18 protein-coding genes and 1 pseudogene are annotated in these 15,333 nt (G+C 56.3%); 9 read left to right on the top strand and 10 right to left on the bottom strand.

Annotation, left to right across the window (positions count from 1 at the left end):
• Positions 1 to 15 precede the first annotated feature (15 nt).
• Positions 16 to 660, top strand: coding sequence for an RluA family pseudouridine synthase (locus tag ACTG4M_RS07870; RefSeq protein WP_439123097.1), 645 nt, complete (start codon positions 16 to 18; stop codon positions 658 to 660).
• A 106-nt stretch (positions 661 to 766) separates the two neighbouring features.
• On the opposite strand, the gene ACTG4M_RS07865 is transcribed toward ACTG4M_RS07870, so the two are convergent.
• Positions 767 to 2,206: an aldehyde dehydrogenase family protein gene (locus tag ACTG4M_RS07865; protein WP_439123096.1), complete on the bottom strand. Its 1,440-nt coding sequence runs from the start codon at positions 2,204 to 2,206 to the stop codon at positions 767 to 769.
• 130 nt (positions 2,207 to 2,336) lie between these two features.
• Between ACTG4M_RS07865 and ACTG4M_RS07860 the strand changes: the two genes are divergently transcribed.
• Complete coding sequence (locus tag ACTG4M_RS07860; protein WP_439123095.1) at positions 2,337 to 2,990, top strand: peroxiredoxin; 654 nt, start codon at positions 2,337 to 2,339, stop codon at positions 2,988 to 2,990.
• A 53-nt stretch (positions 2,991 to 3,043) separates the two neighbouring features.
• On the opposite strand, the gene ACTG4M_RS07855 is transcribed toward ACTG4M_RS07860, so the two are convergent.
• Genes ACTG4M_RS07855 through ACTG4M_RS07840 form a run of 4 tightly spaced genes read right to left on the bottom strand, consistent with a single transcriptional unit; the run spans position 3,044 to position 5,985 of the window.
• On the bottom strand, positions 3,044 to 3,988 hold the full coding sequence (locus tag ACTG4M_RS07855; RefSeq protein ID WP_439123094.1) for an OmpA family protein: 945 nt from the start codon (positions 3,986 to 3,988) through the stop codon (positions 3,044 to 3,046).
• Positions 3,960 to 4,532, bottom strand: coding sequence for a peroxidase-related enzyme (locus ACTG4M_RS07850; RefSeq protein ID WP_439123093.1), 573 nt, complete (start codon positions 4,530 to 4,532; stop codon positions 3,960 to 3,962). Before ACTG4M_RS07850 ends, ACTG4M_RS07855 begins: the two co-directional genes overlap by 29 nt.
• The gene (locus tag ACTG4M_RS07845; RefSeq protein ID WP_439123092.1) at positions 4,529 to 5,266 is read right to left on the bottom strand and encodes a GNAT family N-acetyltransferase; all 738 of its coding nucleotides are present in this window, start codon (positions 5,264 to 5,266) and stop codon (positions 4,529 to 4,531) included. Before ACTG4M_RS07845 ends, ACTG4M_RS07850 begins: the two co-directional genes overlap by 4 nt.
• Entirely contained in the window at positions 5,263 to 5,985 is a 723-nt protein-coding gene (locus ACTG4M_RS07840; protein ID WP_439123091.1) for a competence/damage-inducible protein A, read from the bottom strand. Before ACTG4M_RS07840 ends, ACTG4M_RS07845 begins: the two co-directional genes overlap by 4 nt.
• Before the next feature lie 46 nt (positions 5,986 to 6,031).
• Between ACTG4M_RS07840 and sfsA the strand changes: the two genes are divergently transcribed.
• The 6 genes from sfsA (at position 6,032) to ACTG4M_RS07810 (ending at position 11,304) form a co-directional block, all read left to right on the top strand.
• Positions 6,032 to 6,748, top strand: a complete 717-nt coding sequence (sfsA, locus tag ACTG4M_RS07835) for a DNA/RNA nuclease SfsA (protein WP_439123090.1) — start codon at positions 6,032 to 6,034, stop codon at positions 6,746 to 6,748.
• A gap of 92 nt (positions 6,749 to 6,840) precedes the next feature.
• On the top strand, positions 6,841 to 7,638 hold the full coding sequence (gene map / locus ACTG4M_RS07830; protein ID WP_439123125.1) for a type I methionyl aminopeptidase: 798 nt from the start codon (positions 6,841 to 6,843) through the stop codon (positions 7,636 to 7,638).
• A 9-nt stretch (positions 7,639 to 7,647) separates the two neighbouring features.
• Positions 7,648 to 8,331, top strand: a complete 684-nt coding sequence (locus ACTG4M_RS07825) for a hypothetical protein (RefSeq protein ID WP_439123089.1) — start codon at positions 7,648 to 7,650, stop codon at positions 8,329 to 8,331.
• 80 nt (positions 8,332 to 8,411) lie between these two features.
• Positions 8,412 to 9,497, top strand: a complete 1,086-nt coding sequence (gene hisC / locus ACTG4M_RS07820; protein WP_439123088.1) for a histidinol-phosphate transaminase — start codon at positions 8,412 to 8,414, stop codon at positions 9,495 to 9,497.
• On the top strand, positions 9,494 to 10,405 hold the full coding sequence (locus ACTG4M_RS07815) for a prephenate/arogenate dehydrogenase family protein (protein ID WP_439123087.1): 912 nt from the start codon (positions 9,494 to 9,496) through the stop codon (positions 10,403 to 10,405). The genes hisC and ACTG4M_RS07815 overlap by 4 nt, the downstream gene beginning before the upstream one ends.
• A 254-nt stretch (positions 10,406 to 10,659) precedes the next feature.
• Positions 10,660 to 11,304, top strand: coding sequence for an extensin-like domain-containing protein (locus tag ACTG4M_RS07810; protein ID WP_439123086.1), 645 nt, complete (start codon positions 10,660 to 10,662; stop codon positions 11,302 to 11,304).
• A 2-nt stretch (positions 11,305 to 11,306) separates the two neighbouring features.
• Here ACTG4M_RS07810 and fliP read toward each other — a convergent pair whose 3' ends face one another.
• The 5 genes and pseudogenes from fliP to fliF all read right to left on the bottom strand — a co-directional run bounded on the left by fliP (position 11,307) and on the right by fliF (position 14,531).
• Positions 11,307 to 12,035: a flagellar type III secretion system pore protein FliP gene (gene fliP / locus ACTG4M_RS07805; protein WP_439123085.1), complete on the bottom strand. Its 729-nt coding sequence runs from the start codon at positions 12,033 to 12,035 to the stop codon at positions 11,307 to 11,309.
• Between the two features lie 3 nt (positions 12,036 to 12,038).
• Positions 12,039 to 12,326: a FliM/FliN family flagellar motor switch protein gene (locus tag ACTG4M_RS07800; protein ID WP_439123084.1), complete on the bottom strand. Its 288-nt coding sequence runs from the start codon at positions 12,324 to 12,326 to the stop codon at positions 12,039 to 12,041.
• Between the two features lies 1 nt (position 12,327).
• Positions 12,328 to 12,930, bottom strand: coding sequence for an ABC transporter ATP-binding protein (locus tag ACTG4M_RS07795; RefSeq protein WP_439123083.1), 603 nt, complete (start codon positions 12,928 to 12,930; stop codon positions 12,328 to 12,330).
• Positions 12,927 to 13,658 (bottom strand): annotated as a pseudogene (locus tag ACTG4M_RS07790) (flagellar M-ring protein FliF C-terminal domain-containing protein); the annotation flags it as partial. The gene ACTG4M_RS07795 and the pseudogene ACTG4M_RS07790, both read right to left, overlap by 4 nt.
• 21 nt (positions 13,659 to 13,679) lie before the next feature.
• A complete protein-coding gene (fliF, locus tag ACTG4M_RS07785) occupies positions 13,680 to 14,531 on the bottom strand; it encodes a flagellar basal-body MS-ring/collar protein FliF (RefSeq protein WP_439123082.1) in 852 nt (283 codons plus the stop codon).
• A 124-nt stretch (positions 14,532 to 14,655) separates the two neighbouring features.
• On the opposite strand from fliF, the gene ACTG4M_RS07780 reads away from it, so the two are divergent.
• Complete coding sequence (locus ACTG4M_RS07780) at positions 14,656 to 15,150, top strand: flagellar basal body-associated FliL family protein (RefSeq protein ID WP_439123081.1); 495 nt, start codon at positions 14,656 to 14,658, stop codon at positions 15,148 to 15,150.
• Positions 15,151 to 15,333 lie beyond the last annotated feature (183 nt).

Here is a 15,333-nt window from a genome sequence, read left to right as displayed (position 1 = left end):
GCGTAGACGGTGCGGATGACCGACTACAGCCCTCCCGATACTCCGCTCGACATCGTGCAAGAGGATCACGAGATCCTGATTGTCAACAAACCCGCAGGTTTACTGACGGTGCCCGGCAAGGGACCTGAATTGGCCGATTGCCTGATCGCACGGCTAGAGGCGGCTTACCCACAGGTGCTTTTGGTACACCGGCTGGATCGGGACACGTCTGGTGTCATGGTCTTTGGCCTGACCCCGCACGCCCAGCGCCACCTGGGACTTCAGTTCGAAAAGCGGCAGACCAAGAAGACCTATCTTGCCCGTGTGGCCGGGCGGATGGAGCCTAAAACCGGTACTGTTGATCTGCCGCTTATTGTCGATTGGCCGAACAGGCCTTTGCAGATGGTGGATCACGAAGCAGGCAAACCTGCGGTGACGGATTGGCGGGTCATGAAAGCGTCGGACGCCGAAAGCCGGGTAAAGCTTTATCCTCAAACGGGGCGCAGCCATCAGTTGCGGGTGCATATGCTGGCGCTGGGTCATCCGATCTTGGGTGATCCGCTATATGCGCCTGAAACTGCGGATCAGTATCCTCGGATGATGCTGCATGCCGAGGAATTGCGACTGCGGCATCCGGACGGTGGCGTGGGAATGAAATTTCGAGTGAAGGCGCCGTTTTAACGTAGTTCGGACGCTGACGCGTCCGACCAGAACAGCCTTTGGCTGCGATTTTTGCATACTTGGAAAAAGAAGATGCAGGGGACTGCGCCCCTGCCCGATGCTGTGTTTATTCGGCCGCCCAGCCAGAAACAGCTTTGACTTCGAGGAAATCCTCGATGCCCCAGACGCCCCCTTCACGCCCGTTGCCGGACTGCTTCATTCCGCCGAATGGCGACCCGGCAGAGCGGCCAACGCCGTTCATTTCCACCATTCCGGACCTTAGTTGGCGGGCAAGACGATTGCGTCGCGCGCCGTCTTGGCTTTGGACATAATTGGTCAAGCCGTAGAGCGTGTCGTTGGCAACTTGAACCGCTTCGTCTTCTGTGTCGAATTTCATGATCGACAGAACCGGTCCAAAGATTTCCTCGCGGGCGATCGTCATATCGTTGGTCACATCGGCAAACACCGTTGGGCGCACGTAGAAGCCCTTGTTGAGACCTTCGGGACGGCCCACACCACCGGTGACAAGACGGGCACCTTCGTCGATGCCTTTCTGGATCAAGTCCTGAATTTTCTGCCATTGCGTGGCGTTGACAACCGGCCCGATATGGCGGCCTTCGGCAGAGGCCGGACCGACACTGACCTTGGCAGCGATTTCACCAGCCTCTTCGACCACGCGATCATAGATCGGTGCTTCGACCATCATCCGGGACGGCGCGTTGCAGGACTGACCTGTGTTCTGCATCATGTGCAACACACCGCGTTTGACGGCCTTTTCATCGGCATCGGCAAAGATCAGGTTTGCGCCCTTGCCGCCCAGTTCCAAATGCACTCGCTTGAGCGTGTCGGCTGCTGATTTTGAGATCAGCTTGCCCGCGCGGGAGGAACCCGTGAAGCTGACCATATCCACATCGGCATGTGCCGAAAGCTGGCTGCCAACACCCACGCCGTCACCATTGACGAGGTTGAACACGCCCGGCGGGAAGCCAGCCTCGTGCATCATCTCGGCAAAAAGCATGGCGTTCAACGGGCTTTCCTCGGAGGGTTTGAGGACCATGGTGCACCCAGCAATCGCAGCGGCGCAGACCTTGAGCGTGACCTGGTTCATCGGCCAGTTCCACGGGGTGATCAGAGCGCAGACACCGACCGGTTCGTAGATGATCCGGTCTTGTGGGCTGTGGTCATTCAGAGGTCGGTCAAAGTTGAACTCTTTGGCGGCGTCGATGAAATTCTGGATGTGCCATGTGCCCGCGCCAACCTGACTGGAGCGCGACATGTCGATGGGCGCACCCATTTCCAGGCTCATGGCTTGGGCCATTTCTTCGCCGCGTGATTGGTACACTTCAAGCAGTTTTTCTACCAAGGCGATCCGTTCTGCGGGTGGCGTTGCCATCCATGCAGGAAACGCTGCTTTGGCGGCGGCAACGGCGGCATCCGTATCGGCCTGTCCACCCAGAGAGATCAACGCACAAGGGTCTTCGGTTGAGGGATCAATGACGTGATGATCGCGTCCATCGATGGGATCGCCCCAATTACCGTTGATGTAGAACTGGCGTTTTTCGATCATCTGATTATCTCCCTACAGAGGATTGCAGACGACACTGTGTCACCCCCAAGTTTCACTCGCAAGGGGTGCAAACATCGTAAAAGCTGCATATGTACAATTCGAACGAAACCTAATGGAAAGAGGCAAAGACATGGGTCTGCGTATTAATGACGAAATCCCGAACCTGAGCGTTGAAACTGATCAGGGCACACTAAAACTGCATGATTGGATTGGTGACAGCTGGGCCATCCTGTTTTCGCACCCAAAGGATTTTACTCCTGTTTGCACCACCGAATTCGGTGCCGTGGCACAATTGGCTGATGAGTGGGAACAGCGCGGCACCAAAGTGATGGGCATTTCTGTAGACGGTGTCGAAGATCACAAGAAATGGAAGGGCGATATCGAATCGACGTCTGGGTCCAAGGCCGGTTTCCCGATCATCGCGGATGAAGATCTGACCGTCGCCAAAGCGTTCGATATGTTGCCAGCCGAATATGCGCTGCCCGATGGTAGGACCCCTGCAGACAGTGCAACGGTCCGCGTCGTATTCATCATCGGACCAGACAAGAAGCTGAAGCTGTCGATGACCTATCCGATGACCGTGGGCCGCAACTTTGCCGAAGTGTTGCGCGCGCTGGACGCACTTCAGACATCAGCGCGGGAGAACGTGGCAACACCGGCGAACTGGACCGTCGGTCAGGACGTGATCGTTCCGACATCCGTCAGTGATGCTGATGCGATTGCCAAGTATGGTCAGATCGAAACCGTGCTGCCTTATCTGCGCAAAGCCAAGCTGTCTGCGTAAGGCTTTATCCGAAAGCGAACATGAAGGGCCGAGGACAACCGCCTCGGCCTTTTTCATTCTACAGAGATGAGCACCGCTTCGACCCGGCGATTGGCCTCGCGACCGGCAGCGGTTAGGTTGGTCGCACGAGGTGACAAAAAACCAACGCCATCAGAGGCTACTTGTGACGCTGCGACACCTCGCGACACGATGTAGGATTGTGCGGCTTCAGCCCGGCGACGCGAAAGCGCGACATTCGCCTCAAGAGAGCCTGTTGCATCGGTATGGCCAACGAAGGTGATTTGGCGGGTCGGGTTTGCCGTGAGGTACGCGACAACGGCATCAAGCGATTGAACAGGCCCGTCACCAAGCGAGGCCGAACCGCTGGCGAAGTCCAGATCGGCAAGCACCACGTGGCCTGCGATTTCTAATTGCGCCACGACATCACCTGCGTCTTCGGGCACGACACCCGATGGAGCGTTCGACACGGAAACCGCCGGGCGCCCCGGCGGGCCAACTTCGATCATTTGCACGAACACTGTCTCACCATCACGGCTGACCAAGAGGCTCAACGCTTGGGTGGCGTCTGCCGATTTGGCCGACAGGAAGCGAAAGTCGGACAGGTCCACATACATGTTCGGCGCGCGCAAGACGTCGGTGCCGAAGCGGAAATCAAAACCGCCACAGCTTTGGGCGCTGCATTCAAAAATGATGCCGAAACCGTCTGAAATCAACTGGTCACGCAGGGGGCCGAGCACCTGGCCAGTGGTGATGCCCGCGCCTGAGATACGCCATGCATTGCGCCTGACCTCGCCTTCGAGCACCGCGACGGGTACGCCCGTGGTCTCGTTCCAGGCCCCAATCGGAAGATCATAACTGCCCGATGGGGTTACCCTCGAGACAGTTTCGCGGGTCCCGATAGGCAGTGCCAACTCTAAAGCGGCACAGGAGGTACCGATAACCCCCCCGGCAAGGCAGAGCCCGAAAAGCTCAGCGCGCCTGCGTGTGATACTCGTCATTGGGCCGCATATCCGTGGCGCTTGCCACACGGTTGGTCATGTTGAAAAATCCGGCGACATTGGCAATGTCCCAGATGTCACGGTCACTGAACCCTGCATCGCGCAGCGCTTCGCGGTCAAATTCGGCAATCTCGGCGCTGGATTTGGTGATCTTTTCGGAAAAGGCCAGCATCGCGCGGTGACGGAGTTCCAGATCAGCAACCCGCCAATTCATCACCAGCATTTCGCCCAGCTTGGGATCGCCGGACAGTTCGCGCACCGCCGCTCCGTGCGCTGTCAGGCAATAGAAGCATTTGTTGATCGAACTAACGACCACCGCGATCATCTCGCGTTCCAGTTTGCTCAGGCCACTGCCCGCCAACATCAAATCGTTGTACATCGCCGTGAAGGCATTCAGCTTGTCGATGTCGAACGCATAAGCCTGAAGCACGTTCGGGATCATGCCCAGCTTTTCCTGGCAGACGTCAAAGTATTTCTGCGTCTCGGGCGGAAGTGGGTCGACCATCGGCAAATTAAGGGCCGTGGGTAGGGTGTCTTTGGTCATGCGATATCGCTTGTGTTGGATAGGATGCGGTAATGGTATTGTCCCACAACCTGCATGCCGAGGGAAGCATAGAGGCCATTCGCGCCTTCATTTGCTTGTGTGCACAGAACGCTCATCCAATCGGCACCGTTTTTCTTGGCCCAATGTGCCGCCTGCCGCATGAGCCAAACCCCCATCCCTTTGCGACGGTGCACTGGCGCAATTTCAAGCGCGTGAACCATCGCGATGCTGTTCGAGATGGCGCAATAAGCGGTGCCGGCGGGTTTGTCGGTTATCCGGCCAAGAAGGCCCGTTTTCGGCACCTTGGCCCGATCCATCACAACGATACGGTCAGGCCCAATCCCACCGGCGGCCCAGAGGTCGCGCATGATCGCAAGAGGTTCCCAGATAGCAAAGGCGGTGACGCGCGGGACAGGAATGTCGGTCAATTGGTCGATGGGGCAAACCCAAAGGTTCACTGGGTCAATGATCTCGTATCCGCGCGCGTCGAGTGCTTTATCCAATGTATCTTCGCCTTCGCGGATCATGAAAAGCGCGTCTTGACCCAGTATACGCATTGCGGTTTCTGCGGCGGCTAGATCATCATCTGTCCAATCGCCCTCGGCTGTGGCGGCGCTTACCCGCTTGCCACCACCTGCCCCATTGCGCAGCATCCATGGTCCAGCTGGTGTGCGATCTGCTGGTGGCCATGTCGCCTCTGTCACGGCATAGAGCGTTTGGACGGTTGGCGTCATGCGGGAAAAAGCGCAGCCAGACGCGCCATTGCATAATCCACACGTGCACCGTCATTGCCGCGCACCACGATGTTCGATCCGTATGCGCCGTTCTGCTGAAACGGGTAGGAGCCAATGGACAGATCGGGAAAGTCCTCGGCGATCTGACCAAGAGGGCCTGCAATATCACCCTCGCCACGGTCGACTCTCAGAGTCTGTGACAGGATGGGCGCCCCACCCGTGAGGGTTGGTATCACACTTGCGACCATCGCCTGAAAGACCGAAGGAACACCGGCCATAACGTGCACATTGTCGATGGTGAAGCCCGGCGCGATAGAGACCGGATTTTCGATCAGGGTCGCGCCATCCGGGATCCGCGCCATGCGTTTACGGGCATCATTGAATTCCATCCCGCGTCGGTCATAGTGCGCCTGCAAAAGAGCTGCAGCATCATCGCGAACATCAATATGCACGTCAAAAGCCGCTGCAACACAATCTGCCGTGATGTCATCATGGGTTGGGCCGATCCCTCCCGAAGTGATGACCGTGTCGTAGGACGCGCGCAAAGCGTTGAGCGCCGAGACGATCGCATCATGGTCGTCGCTTACAATCCTAACCTCTGACAGGCTGATCCCAACCTTGGTCAATTCCTGTGCCAGATGATGCATGTTCGCGTCGCGTGTCCGGCCAGACAGAATTTCGTCGCCGATCACCAGCATGGCCGCAGTTGGATTGGGCATGTGCTGCCTCCTTGATCCCGGTTTTTCTCAGGTATAGGCGGGGGTCATGCGCTTTCAAACCCCTCTTGTGCCCGGCACTCTGATCCGCCGCTACAAACGCTTTCTGGCGGATGTCACCTTGGCAGATGGTCAAGAGATCACGGCGCATTGTGCCAACCCGGGTTCAATGATGGGACTTGCGGAAGCTGGTATGCGTGTTTGGCTGGAGCCGAATGACGATCCAAAGAAAAAGCTGAAATATGGCTGGCGATTGGTCGAGCACGAAAACGGCCACTTCACAGGTGTCGATACCGCCGTGCCGAACCGAATGTTGCGCGCTGCGCTTGAGGCCCGCGAGGTGCCCGGCTTACCCGAGTTCGACATGCTGCGTGCCGAGGTGCCCTATGGCGAGAAAAGCCGCGTTGACTTCCTGCTGACCCGCGACGGCCATCCCGACCTGTATGTCGAGGTGAAATCCGTCACCCTGTCGCGTCAGGCGCGGCTGGCCGAATTCCCTGACAGTGTGACAGCACGCGGCACGAAACACCTGAACGAACTGGCCGAGATGATCCGCCAAGGGCACCGCGCGATGATGCTCTATCTGGTGCAGCGGACCGATTGCGATCGTATGACACTCGCCGCTGACATTGACCCGGCCTACGCCGCGGCGTGGCGAACCGCGTCGGCCGCAGGTGTGAAAACCTTGGTCTTGGATTGCCATATCACCCCAGAGGCTTTGCGACTGGGCAAGGTGCTTCCAATGGTGCCACCTGATGGGCCCTAATGTCGCGCCACTGGCAAAACGCCGCGCAGGGGTCTAAAACCCATTTAAATAGCTATTGGAGTTCGCTGGTGAACAACAATCACGATGGTCGCATGACACGCGAAGGCATCCGTATCCATGATTCTGCGGACTTTGCTGGTATGCGCAAAGCCGGAGAACTGGCCGCACGCATCCTTGACGAGGTGGCTGAACATGTCTTTGTCGGTCAAACGACAGCGACGCTTGATGACTTTATTCGCAATCGCGTTGAAGAGGCGGGCGCGACCTCGGCCACCATCGGTTATAAGGGTTACCAGCACGCAAGCTGCATCAGCGTGAACCACGTGGTTTGTCACGGTATCCCCGGGGACAAAAAACTTAAGGACGGCGATATCCTTAATATCGACGTGACTGTGATCGTCGATGGTTGGTTCGGTGATACAAGCCGAATGTATGTTGCTGGCAAGCTAAGCCGCAAGGCGGAACGCCTGATCCAAGTCACCCATGACGCTCTTTTCAAAGGGATCGAAGCTGCCAAACCAGGCAATACGTTCGGTGATATTGGTCACGCCATCCAGAGCTATGTCGAGGCAAACCGCATGTCGGTTGTGCGGGACTTCTGCGGGCATGGGTTAGGCCGTGTGTTCCACGCGCCGCCCAACGTGCTGCACTATGGGCGCACCGGGACAGGCCCTCGGCTTGAAGAAGGGATGTTCTTTACTATCGAGCCAATGGTCAATCTTGGCCGCCCAGAGACAAAGGTCCTGGCCGATGACTGGACAGCTGTCACGCGCGACAAGTCGCTGTCGGCACAGTTCGAACACTCCATCGGGATCACGTTTGATGGGTGCGAGGTGTTCACACCGTCACCAGCGGGTCGGTTTCATCCGACCTATGAAACCACCGGCTGATGCCGAGACATGGGCACGGCACCCACGCGCGTTCTGACCATTGGTTGCAGCTGCATCAACAGGTTCCAGTTCGACTTTTTCCAAGAGCGACATCCGGTAACTGAACCCCAGTTCGTAAAATCGCTTTTCGATTGGAACATCGTGTCCCTTGTGGGAACGGAATCTGTTCTAAGGCTTGCGGCGTCCGGTGCGTTATTGCCCACCTTACGCGATATTTCCCAGTACTATGTCGAATGGGACGTTCTGCTGTTTCACAAGCAGCTTTCGGGTGTGTGCTTTTTCCATGAGCAAGACATCGCCAAAAGCTTTGACGATCCTGCGCAGAAAGAAACCCTGATCAGCAAAGTTACCCATCAAGCGGCCCCATTTCTGCACCCAGGCTACCCCGGCAAAACACATTTGGTGTGGTCTAACATTCAGCCAAACCTGCCAGACACAGTGAACAACGTAACGCCTTGGGCCGACTTTCAATTGACCGCACCACACCACACTGAGATCTCCGCCCTGGGCCGCAGAGTGTTTGGCGCCGATACGACATTTACATTTCTGACTCACAAAGATGACGTGGCGCGCGAATTGATCTCCCGCCCTGATGTTCAGGTGGTCGATCTGCCCCGCAGTAATGACTATTTGGGGCCGCGCGATCTTTATGACCCCATGCTCAGCCGCACCGTATTACAGACACAAACCTGATCCCATCATTGGCTGGGATGGTTTGTCGCTTTCCCTTGCCCCCCTGCACCGCTAAACCGTCAACCATAGCGGAGGCCAAGATGACAAAGATCACCCCACAACCCGGGATCATGGACATTGCTCTGTATGTCGGCGGCAAATCGCATGTCGACGGCGTAGCGAATGTGGTCAAGCTCAGCTCGAACGAAAACCCGTTCGGGCCAAGCCCGGTTGCACAAGAAGCTGTGCGCCGCTCTGTCCTTGAATTGCACCGTTATCCTTCCACAGATCATGCCTCACTACGGACCGCAATTGCAGAGGTGTACGGCCTGAATGCCGACCAGATTATTTGCGGAGTGGGATCGGATGAGATCATCACGTTCCTGTGCCAAGCCTATGCCGGACCAGGCGACGAGGTGATCCACACCGAACACGGGTTTGCGCTTTACAAGATTTGCGCACTGGCAGCCGGTGCGACCCCGGTTGAAGTGCCCGAGCACGAACGTGTCACAGATGTCGACGCGATCCTTGCTGCGTGCAACGAGAACACCAAACTGGTCTTCATTGCCAACCCGAATAATCCGACCGGGACGATGATTGGTCTGGCAGAGGTTGAACGTCTGGCCGAGAATCTACCGCCGCAAGCTTTGCTTGTTCTTGACGGGGCCTATGCAGAATTTGTTGACGGGTATGATGGCGGTGCCGGAATGGTTGCAGCGCGCGACAACGTCGTGATGACGCGCACGTTTTCCAAGATCTATGGTCTGGGTGGACTGCGCATCGGCTGGGGATACGGCCCACAAGAGGTAATCAGCGTCCTGAACCGCATTCGGGGTCCGTTCAACCTTTCGGGAACGGCTCTGGCTGCGGCCGAGGCGGCCGTACGCGATACCGCCTATGTCGAAAAATGCCGGCTAGAAAACACTCGACTACGCGCATGGCTTGCCGAAGCATTGGCCGAACATGGCGTCCCATCAGATACGTCGATGGCGAATTTTGTCCTTGCGCGCTTTACCGACGAGGCCGAAGCCGAGGCCTGCAATCTATACCTCCAAAAGCAGGGGCTCATTGTACGTCAGGTCGGATCTTACAATCTGCCCCACGCGCTGCGCATCACCGTTGGCGACGAGGCAAGCTGTCGTCGCGTGGCACATGCCGTCGGGCAGTTCAAGGCGGGTGCGCGATGACCCATATATACGACCGTGTCGCCCTGATTGGGTTAGGGCTGATCGCTTCTTCAATGTTTTGGTCCATCAAACGCGGTGGTCTGGCAGGGCATGTCACGGGCTATGCGCGCAGCGCGGAAACCCGGGAAACTGCGCGCCGAATCGGGTTGTGCAATACAGTCTGTGACACACTTGCCGAGGCAGTGCGGGACGCCGACCTTGTCGTTCTGGCCGTACCTGTTGGCGTGATGGGCCAACTGGCATCCGATATCGCGCCCTATCTCAAAGCTGGTGCTACGGTGACAGATGTTGGGTCGGTTAAGGGCCAAGTGATTAGTGATGTCGCCCCGCATATCCCGGATGGTGTACATTTTGTGCCGGCCCACCCGCTTGCCGGGACCGAGCATTCTGGCCCCAAATCCGGCTTTGCAACGCTGTTTGACAATCGTTGGTGCCTGATCGTTCCACCCGAAGGCAGCGCACCTGAGGCGGTCGAGACCCTTTCGCGTTTTTGGCGCGGGCTTGGATCAAATGTGGACGTTATGGAGCCCGACCACCACGACCTTGTACTTGCAGTCACCTCCCATTGTCCGCACCTGATCGCCTATACAATGGTCGGTGTGGCTGACGATCTGCGGCGCGTGACCGATAGTGAAGTGATTAAGTATTCCGCCGCCGGGTTTCGTGATTTCACCCGCATTGCCGCATCTGATCCGACCATGTGGCGGGACGTGTTCCTAAGCAACAAAGACGCTACTTTGGAAATCCTTGGGCGGTTTACCGAAGAGCTGTTCGCCCTCCAGCGGGCGATCCGGCAAAGCGACGGAGAGATGCTGCACGACTATTTCACCCGTACTCGCGCGATCCGACGCGGTATTATCGAAGCCGGCCAAGACACCGCGGCGCCAAACTTTGGGCGCTCAGGGTAGGACATATCATGCGTTTAACGAGTGTTGTTGTTTGTCTTTTAATTTTGATGACCAGTGCGGCGATCTCAGCACCCGAAAGCTCTCTCCGCCCTATCGCGCGCGATCAAGGCCAGATATCTAAGACGCCTTCGCTTTCGATGCTGCGACCAACGGCCCGCCCTAACCTGCACGAGGCCGGCCTTGTGCTTCAGTTGACGCAGCAAATGCAACAAGGTCAAACACCTAGACCTCACAGCACATTTGCTGAAGACAAGTTGAAACAAATTCGGAGCTTTGCAGCATTTTCCTCACAGGCGATCGGGTTGTCGATCCGACCCAATCTTCGCCCCAATGGCATTGTGCAAAAGGCAATGGCCAAACGCCGCGAGAGGGCCAAAGGCGCCGTGTGCGGCGACGCAGCTATTCAGGGTGAAAGCGTTGGCTTTGTGCCGGGACGTTTGTCCGCCTGCGGCATCCAGGACGCCGTTCGCGTGCGGTCGGTCTTGGGCGTCGACCTGAGCCAAGAGGCGGTGATAGACTGTCCAACGGCCAAGGCGTTGAAAAATTGGGTCGAGAAGGGAATGAAGCCAGCAGTCGGCAATACCGGTGGTGGCGTTTCACAGATCAGAGTGGCCGCGCACTACGCGTGCCGGACGCGCAACAACCAGCCCGGCGCAAAAATCAGTGAACATGGCAAGGGGCGGGCCATCGACATCTCTGGATTCAGACTACGCGACGGCTCTGAAATCACGCTTAAGCAAGGTTGGAATCGTCGTGATACCGGACCCATCCTGCGTAAAATGCATCAACGCGCCTGCGGAATCTTTGGCACCGTCCTTGGCCCCGATTCAGACCGGTTTCACAAGGACCATTTCCACTTTGACACCGCACGGTACCGCAGTGGATCGTTTTGCCGGTAAGGTCATCGATATGATCGGACAAGGCTTTCAGCAACCAAGGCCCACCCATCTGCCACGACGAAAAACGCCAACTTGAATGGCAGTGAAACAATGGCCGGCGGAACCATCATCATGCCCATGGACATCAAAACCGCAGCCACCACTAAGTCGATGATCAAGAATGGCAGGAAAATCAGGAAGCCAACCTGAAACGCACGTGACAGCTCAAATAGTATAAAGGTTGAAATCAGGACTGAAAGGGGTGTGTCAGAGCTAGGCTCCACTAAGTCGAGATCTGATCTGATCCGCGCCATGGTTGCGAATGTGTCAGGATCGACCTGCGCCGCCATGAAAATACGAAAGGGCTCAAACCCGCGCCGAAACGCGTCTTCGGTGTCTAACTGCTCATCGAGAAGCGGCTGGATACCCTGTTGCCACGAATCCATCAACACTGGTTCCATGACAAAGAATGTCAGGAATAACGCGATGCTAACGATCAGCATGTTCGGCGGGGATTGCTGTAAACCGATACCTTGCCGCAAGATCGAAAGCACTGTCACCATAAACGGGAAACATGTCACAGTGACCACGATGCCAGGTGCCACGCTCAATATGCTGATCAGCGCGATCAGTTGTAGTGTTGTGGCTGTGACCGAACCACCATTGCCAAAATCAAGAGAAAGGTTCTGCGCCGATGTTGCAGACGCCGCAAAAACGCCAATCGCAACAAAAATGATCCCGATTGATTTCACCGCCTATCCACCAGGTTTCCCGAAATCGTTGACGTCAATCAACCGCACAGAAAGCTGGCCGTGTTGTTCGCCGGTGTCTGCAATTTCCAGAACACCCATTCCGATCAAACGGTCCCCGACATACAGTTCGACCACGTCTTCAACACGCTTGTCCAAAAGCAGGACCGATCCTTCCTCCAACTGTAGAAGGTCACGCACCAATGGCCGTGCGCGACCGACTGAGACCATGATTTCTATGGGCACATTGGTGAACGCCGCATCGGCTTTGTACGGCTCTGTTGTCTGGTTCATGTTATCCATGTGCACGCATCTCCGATTGCTCGTAGAGGGCAGAGTGTACCGCCTCTGTGATCTGAGCGGTCACGGAAGCGAGATCTATTGCCAGTTCCTTGCGGCCCAACCTCAGCTCCGCTTGCCCATCAGACAGTCCAGCGACTTCGGTCACGGAGATCGGCAAACTGATTGATGCAGCATTCAAGAGTTGGGAGACTTGCGCGCCTCCCCCTGATGCAACAGCGATTTCAATCTGCGCCGTGCCAATGTCACGCGCAATTGCAGATAACTGGTCTGCGATGTGTGCACCCAATGTATCTCGCGCCAAAACTGGCAGAATTTTCTGCAAAATCTCGTCAAACAGTGGTGACAGGTTAGACAAAACTTGTGCGTGCACCTCGTGATAAGTGAACGACATTTCTTGAAGACGCTGCGCAATCCCATCCGAGATTTGCGCGCTTTCATCTGTTTTGGCCTCTATCGCGTCATCCCAGCCCGCACGATACCCTTTATCGAAGGATTCCAACCGTTCGTTTTCAAGCGCTTCATCAGGTATAGGCTGTGCATTGAAGCTCGCAATCGGCGTACCAAAATCCTCAAGATAATTGGCAAGCGATGTCATCGAGCATCCTCCGGTCTGGGATCGTCGAGCCAGCTGCGCAAAACCTCAACAGTTTCGCTGCGCCGCTCTTCGATCAGGGTTTTTAGCCGTGCAACTGCATCCTCTGTCTGCATAAGCTCTGCTTGTCTGCGTTCAGCAACAATGGGTAGGCCAACGTTCGCATCGTCCGGTTCAATTGTTCCGTTCAAGACAGGCAAATTTGATGACGCTTCCCCTGCAAGCGTGTCGTTTGATGCGGCAGAGATATCTTGGCTGCGGGATGGGGATGGCATCAATAAAGGGCGTACCACGAAAACGCCCAAAACGAGCGCGACCAATGCTAAAACTGCAATTTGTATCAAACTCATCGCATCAAACTGACCGGTGAACCAACTCGCCTCGCCCGGCAGCGTGCCAACTGTTTCTATCGGTTCGAACGAGAGCGATTTCAATGTGATGACATCACCACGAGTGTCGTCAAATCCCACAGCTGAAGCGACAAGATCCCGGAGTGCCGACAATTCCTCCTCCGGGATGGGAACGAAAGACTGTCCCCCCTGCGCATCACTTTGCAACGTTCCGTTAACCATTACGGCAACCGTCAACCTTTTTATCGCACCTGGCGCTTTGAGGATCTCGCGGGTGGTCTGGGATACCTCATAGTTCAAGCGCTCTCGCGTTTCGGCGGTTTGGCGTGTCTCCGTTTCGGAGCTGTTGGCATCACCATCGGGCAAGTTGGACGCAACCGTGACAGAACCCGACCCTGCATTTTACGATTGATCAGATCGTTCTTCGCTATCCGAACTGATCACAAATCGACTGTCCGGATCAAACCGCCGTTCCGTGATCGATTCCGTGTCAGTGATGGAATCAATGCTGACCTCGACAACGGCATTCCCGCGCCCTACGCGAGCTTCGACAAGGCGCAGCACGCGATCACGCAGTTGGTCCGTACGATCTTTGTCGCGCGAAGCGATCATCGTGTCCCCGTCGTCAGAGACAAGCCCCGCCTGCGCATCGATCAGCGCCACAGCCTCTGGCGCAAGTCCCGCTACTGCGGATGCCACCAAGTGGCGGATAGCCTGAACCTGCGAACGGCTGATCGTGCCGGAGCGTGCAGAAACATGCACTGACGCGCTTGGGGCTAAATCACGGCGAAACGGGTTGTCACTCCCGGTGGCGATGTGCACGCGGGCTGAGGCAACGTCAGGCGATGCAACGATTGTGCGGGCCAATTCCCCTTCTTTCGCGCGCAAATACGCAGCGTCGAACATCTGGGACGTTGTGCCAAACCCCGACAGCGTATCCAAAAGCTCGTACCCTTGGCCCGAGGACGCAGGAAGACCTTCGCTCGCCAGGGTCAGTCGCAGCTGGTCACGCGCCGTCGCAGGCACAAGAACAGACGTGCCCTGCACGTCAAATGGGATTCCTTTTTGTTGTAGAGACTGAATGACTTCGCCTGCAGCAGCGGTATCAAGTCCAGAATACAAAAGTGTCATGTGTGGCTGCGTAACAAGCCGTGACATCCCCAACACGGCTAGAAAAATTGCGACTGCCGCACCGATCACGACAGCTTTGCGCGTATTCGTCAGATCTCGCCAAACCGGCAATATTTGCTGCACCTTCAACCTCCGAGGTCAAAACATTCTGTTTCGTTGATGGCGCCCGTTATTACCGGTCGGTGTTAACAATCGGTTAGTGCATGCAAGCTAAGCACGATGTCATGAAGCAAGGAATAATCCGGTCATGACAGCGACTGACACATCAAAACCCCAAGGCGACGCAGACTCAAAAGCATCTTCGAAGATGGGGCTGGTTGTGTCTGTACTGCTGTGCCTGCTTGGGGGTGCTCTTGGGTTTTTTGGGCTTTCAAGCGAACTGCTTCCGTTCGATCAGGGCGCCGCAACTGGCACCGTCCATGACGAAAAGCCCGCAATGCCCGACGTTGCTTTCGTGGATATTCCAACGCTAATTGTCGCGCTTCCACCGGGGGCAACGAATGGCCACCTGCGCTTTACTGGCCAGATCGAGGTCCCGGCCAAATACCAAAACGATGTCGAACATTTTCTGCCACGCATACAGGACGCGATAAATGGTTATCTGGGCGCGCTGACTGTCGAAGATATCGAGGGGCCCGGTGCATTGTTCAAAATTCGTCTGCATCTTTTCCGGCGCATTGTCATGGTCGTTGGGCTGGGCAAGGCAAACAGTCTTCTTGTGACCGAATTTATTCTGAATTGAGGAGGAAAAATGGAATTGGTTGCTGATATCTTATTGGTCGCCGGGGCACTGGGGGCCAGGGCAATCGCGTTTGACTTACGGAGTGGCCAAGCCGTTGAGAATGCTACGTAAGTAGTCATCGTTCCAACCTGCTTTCTTGAGCTTGATGGAGAGGGATTCCTTCGAGGGGTCTCGAAGGAATCC

This window comes from Marivita sp. (assembly GCF_965656765.1).
Lineage (GTDB): Bacteria > Pseudomonadota > Alphaproteobacteria > Rhodobacterales > Rhodobacteraceae > Marivita.
This window is presented reverse-complemented; position numbering and strand designations above follow the sequence as displayed.

Coding starts and splice junctions, on each gene's coding strand:
- ACTG4M_RS07870 (WP_439123097.1), top strand. CDS start 16: ATGACCGACTACAGCCCTCCCGATACTCCGCTCGACATCGTGCAAGAG.
- ACTG4M_RS07865 (WP_439123096.1), bottom strand. CDS start 2,206: ATGATCGAAAAACGCCAGTTCTACATCAACGGTAATTGGGGCGATCCC.
- ACTG4M_RS07860 (WP_439123095.1), top strand. CDS start 2,337: ATGGGTCTGCGTATTAATGACGAAATCCCGAACCTGAGCGTTGAAACT.
- ACTG4M_RS07855 (WP_439123094.1), bottom strand. CDS start 3,988: ATGACGAGTATCACACGCAGGCGCGCTGAGCTTTTCGGGCTCTGCCTT.
- ACTG4M_RS07850 (WP_439123093.1), bottom strand. CDS start 4,532: ATGACCAAAGACACCCTACCCACGGCCCTTAATTTGCCGATGGTCGAC.
- ACTG4M_RS07845 (WP_439123092.1), bottom strand. CDS start 5,266: ATGACGCCAACCGTCCAAACGCTCTATGCCGTGACAGAGGCGACATGG.
- ACTG4M_RS07840 (WP_439123091.1), bottom strand. CDS start 5,985: ATGCCCAATCCAACTGCGGCCATGCTGGTGATCGGCGACGAAATTCTG.
- sfsA (WP_439123090.1), top strand. CDS start 6,032: ATGCGCTTTCAAACCCCTCTTGTGCCCGGCACTCTGATCCGCCGCTAC.
- map (WP_439123125.1), top strand. CDS start 6,841: ATGACACGCGAAGGCATCCGTATCCATGATTCTGCGGACTTTGCTGGT.
- ACTG4M_RS07825 (WP_439123089.1), top strand. CDS start 7,648: ATGGGCACGGCACCCACGCGCGTTCTGACCATTGGTTGCAGCTGCATC.
- hisC (WP_439123088.1), top strand. CDS start 8,412: ATGACAAAGATCACCCCACAACCCGGGATCATGGACATTGCTCTGTAT.
- ACTG4M_RS07815 (WP_439123087.1), top strand. CDS start 9,494: ATGACCCATATATACGACCGTGTCGCCCTGATTGGGTTAGGGCTGATC.
- ACTG4M_RS07800 (WP_439123084.1), bottom strand. CDS start 12,326: ATGAACCAGACAACAGAGCCGTACAAAGCCGATGCGGCGTTCACCAAT.
- ACTG4M_RS07795 (WP_439123083.1), bottom strand. CDS start 12,930: ATGACATCGCTTGCCAATTATCTTGAGGATTTTGGTACGCCGATTGCG.
- ACTG4M_RS07780 (WP_439123081.1), top strand. CDS start 14,656: ATGACAGCGACTGACACATCAAAACCCCAAGGCGACGCAGACTCAAAA.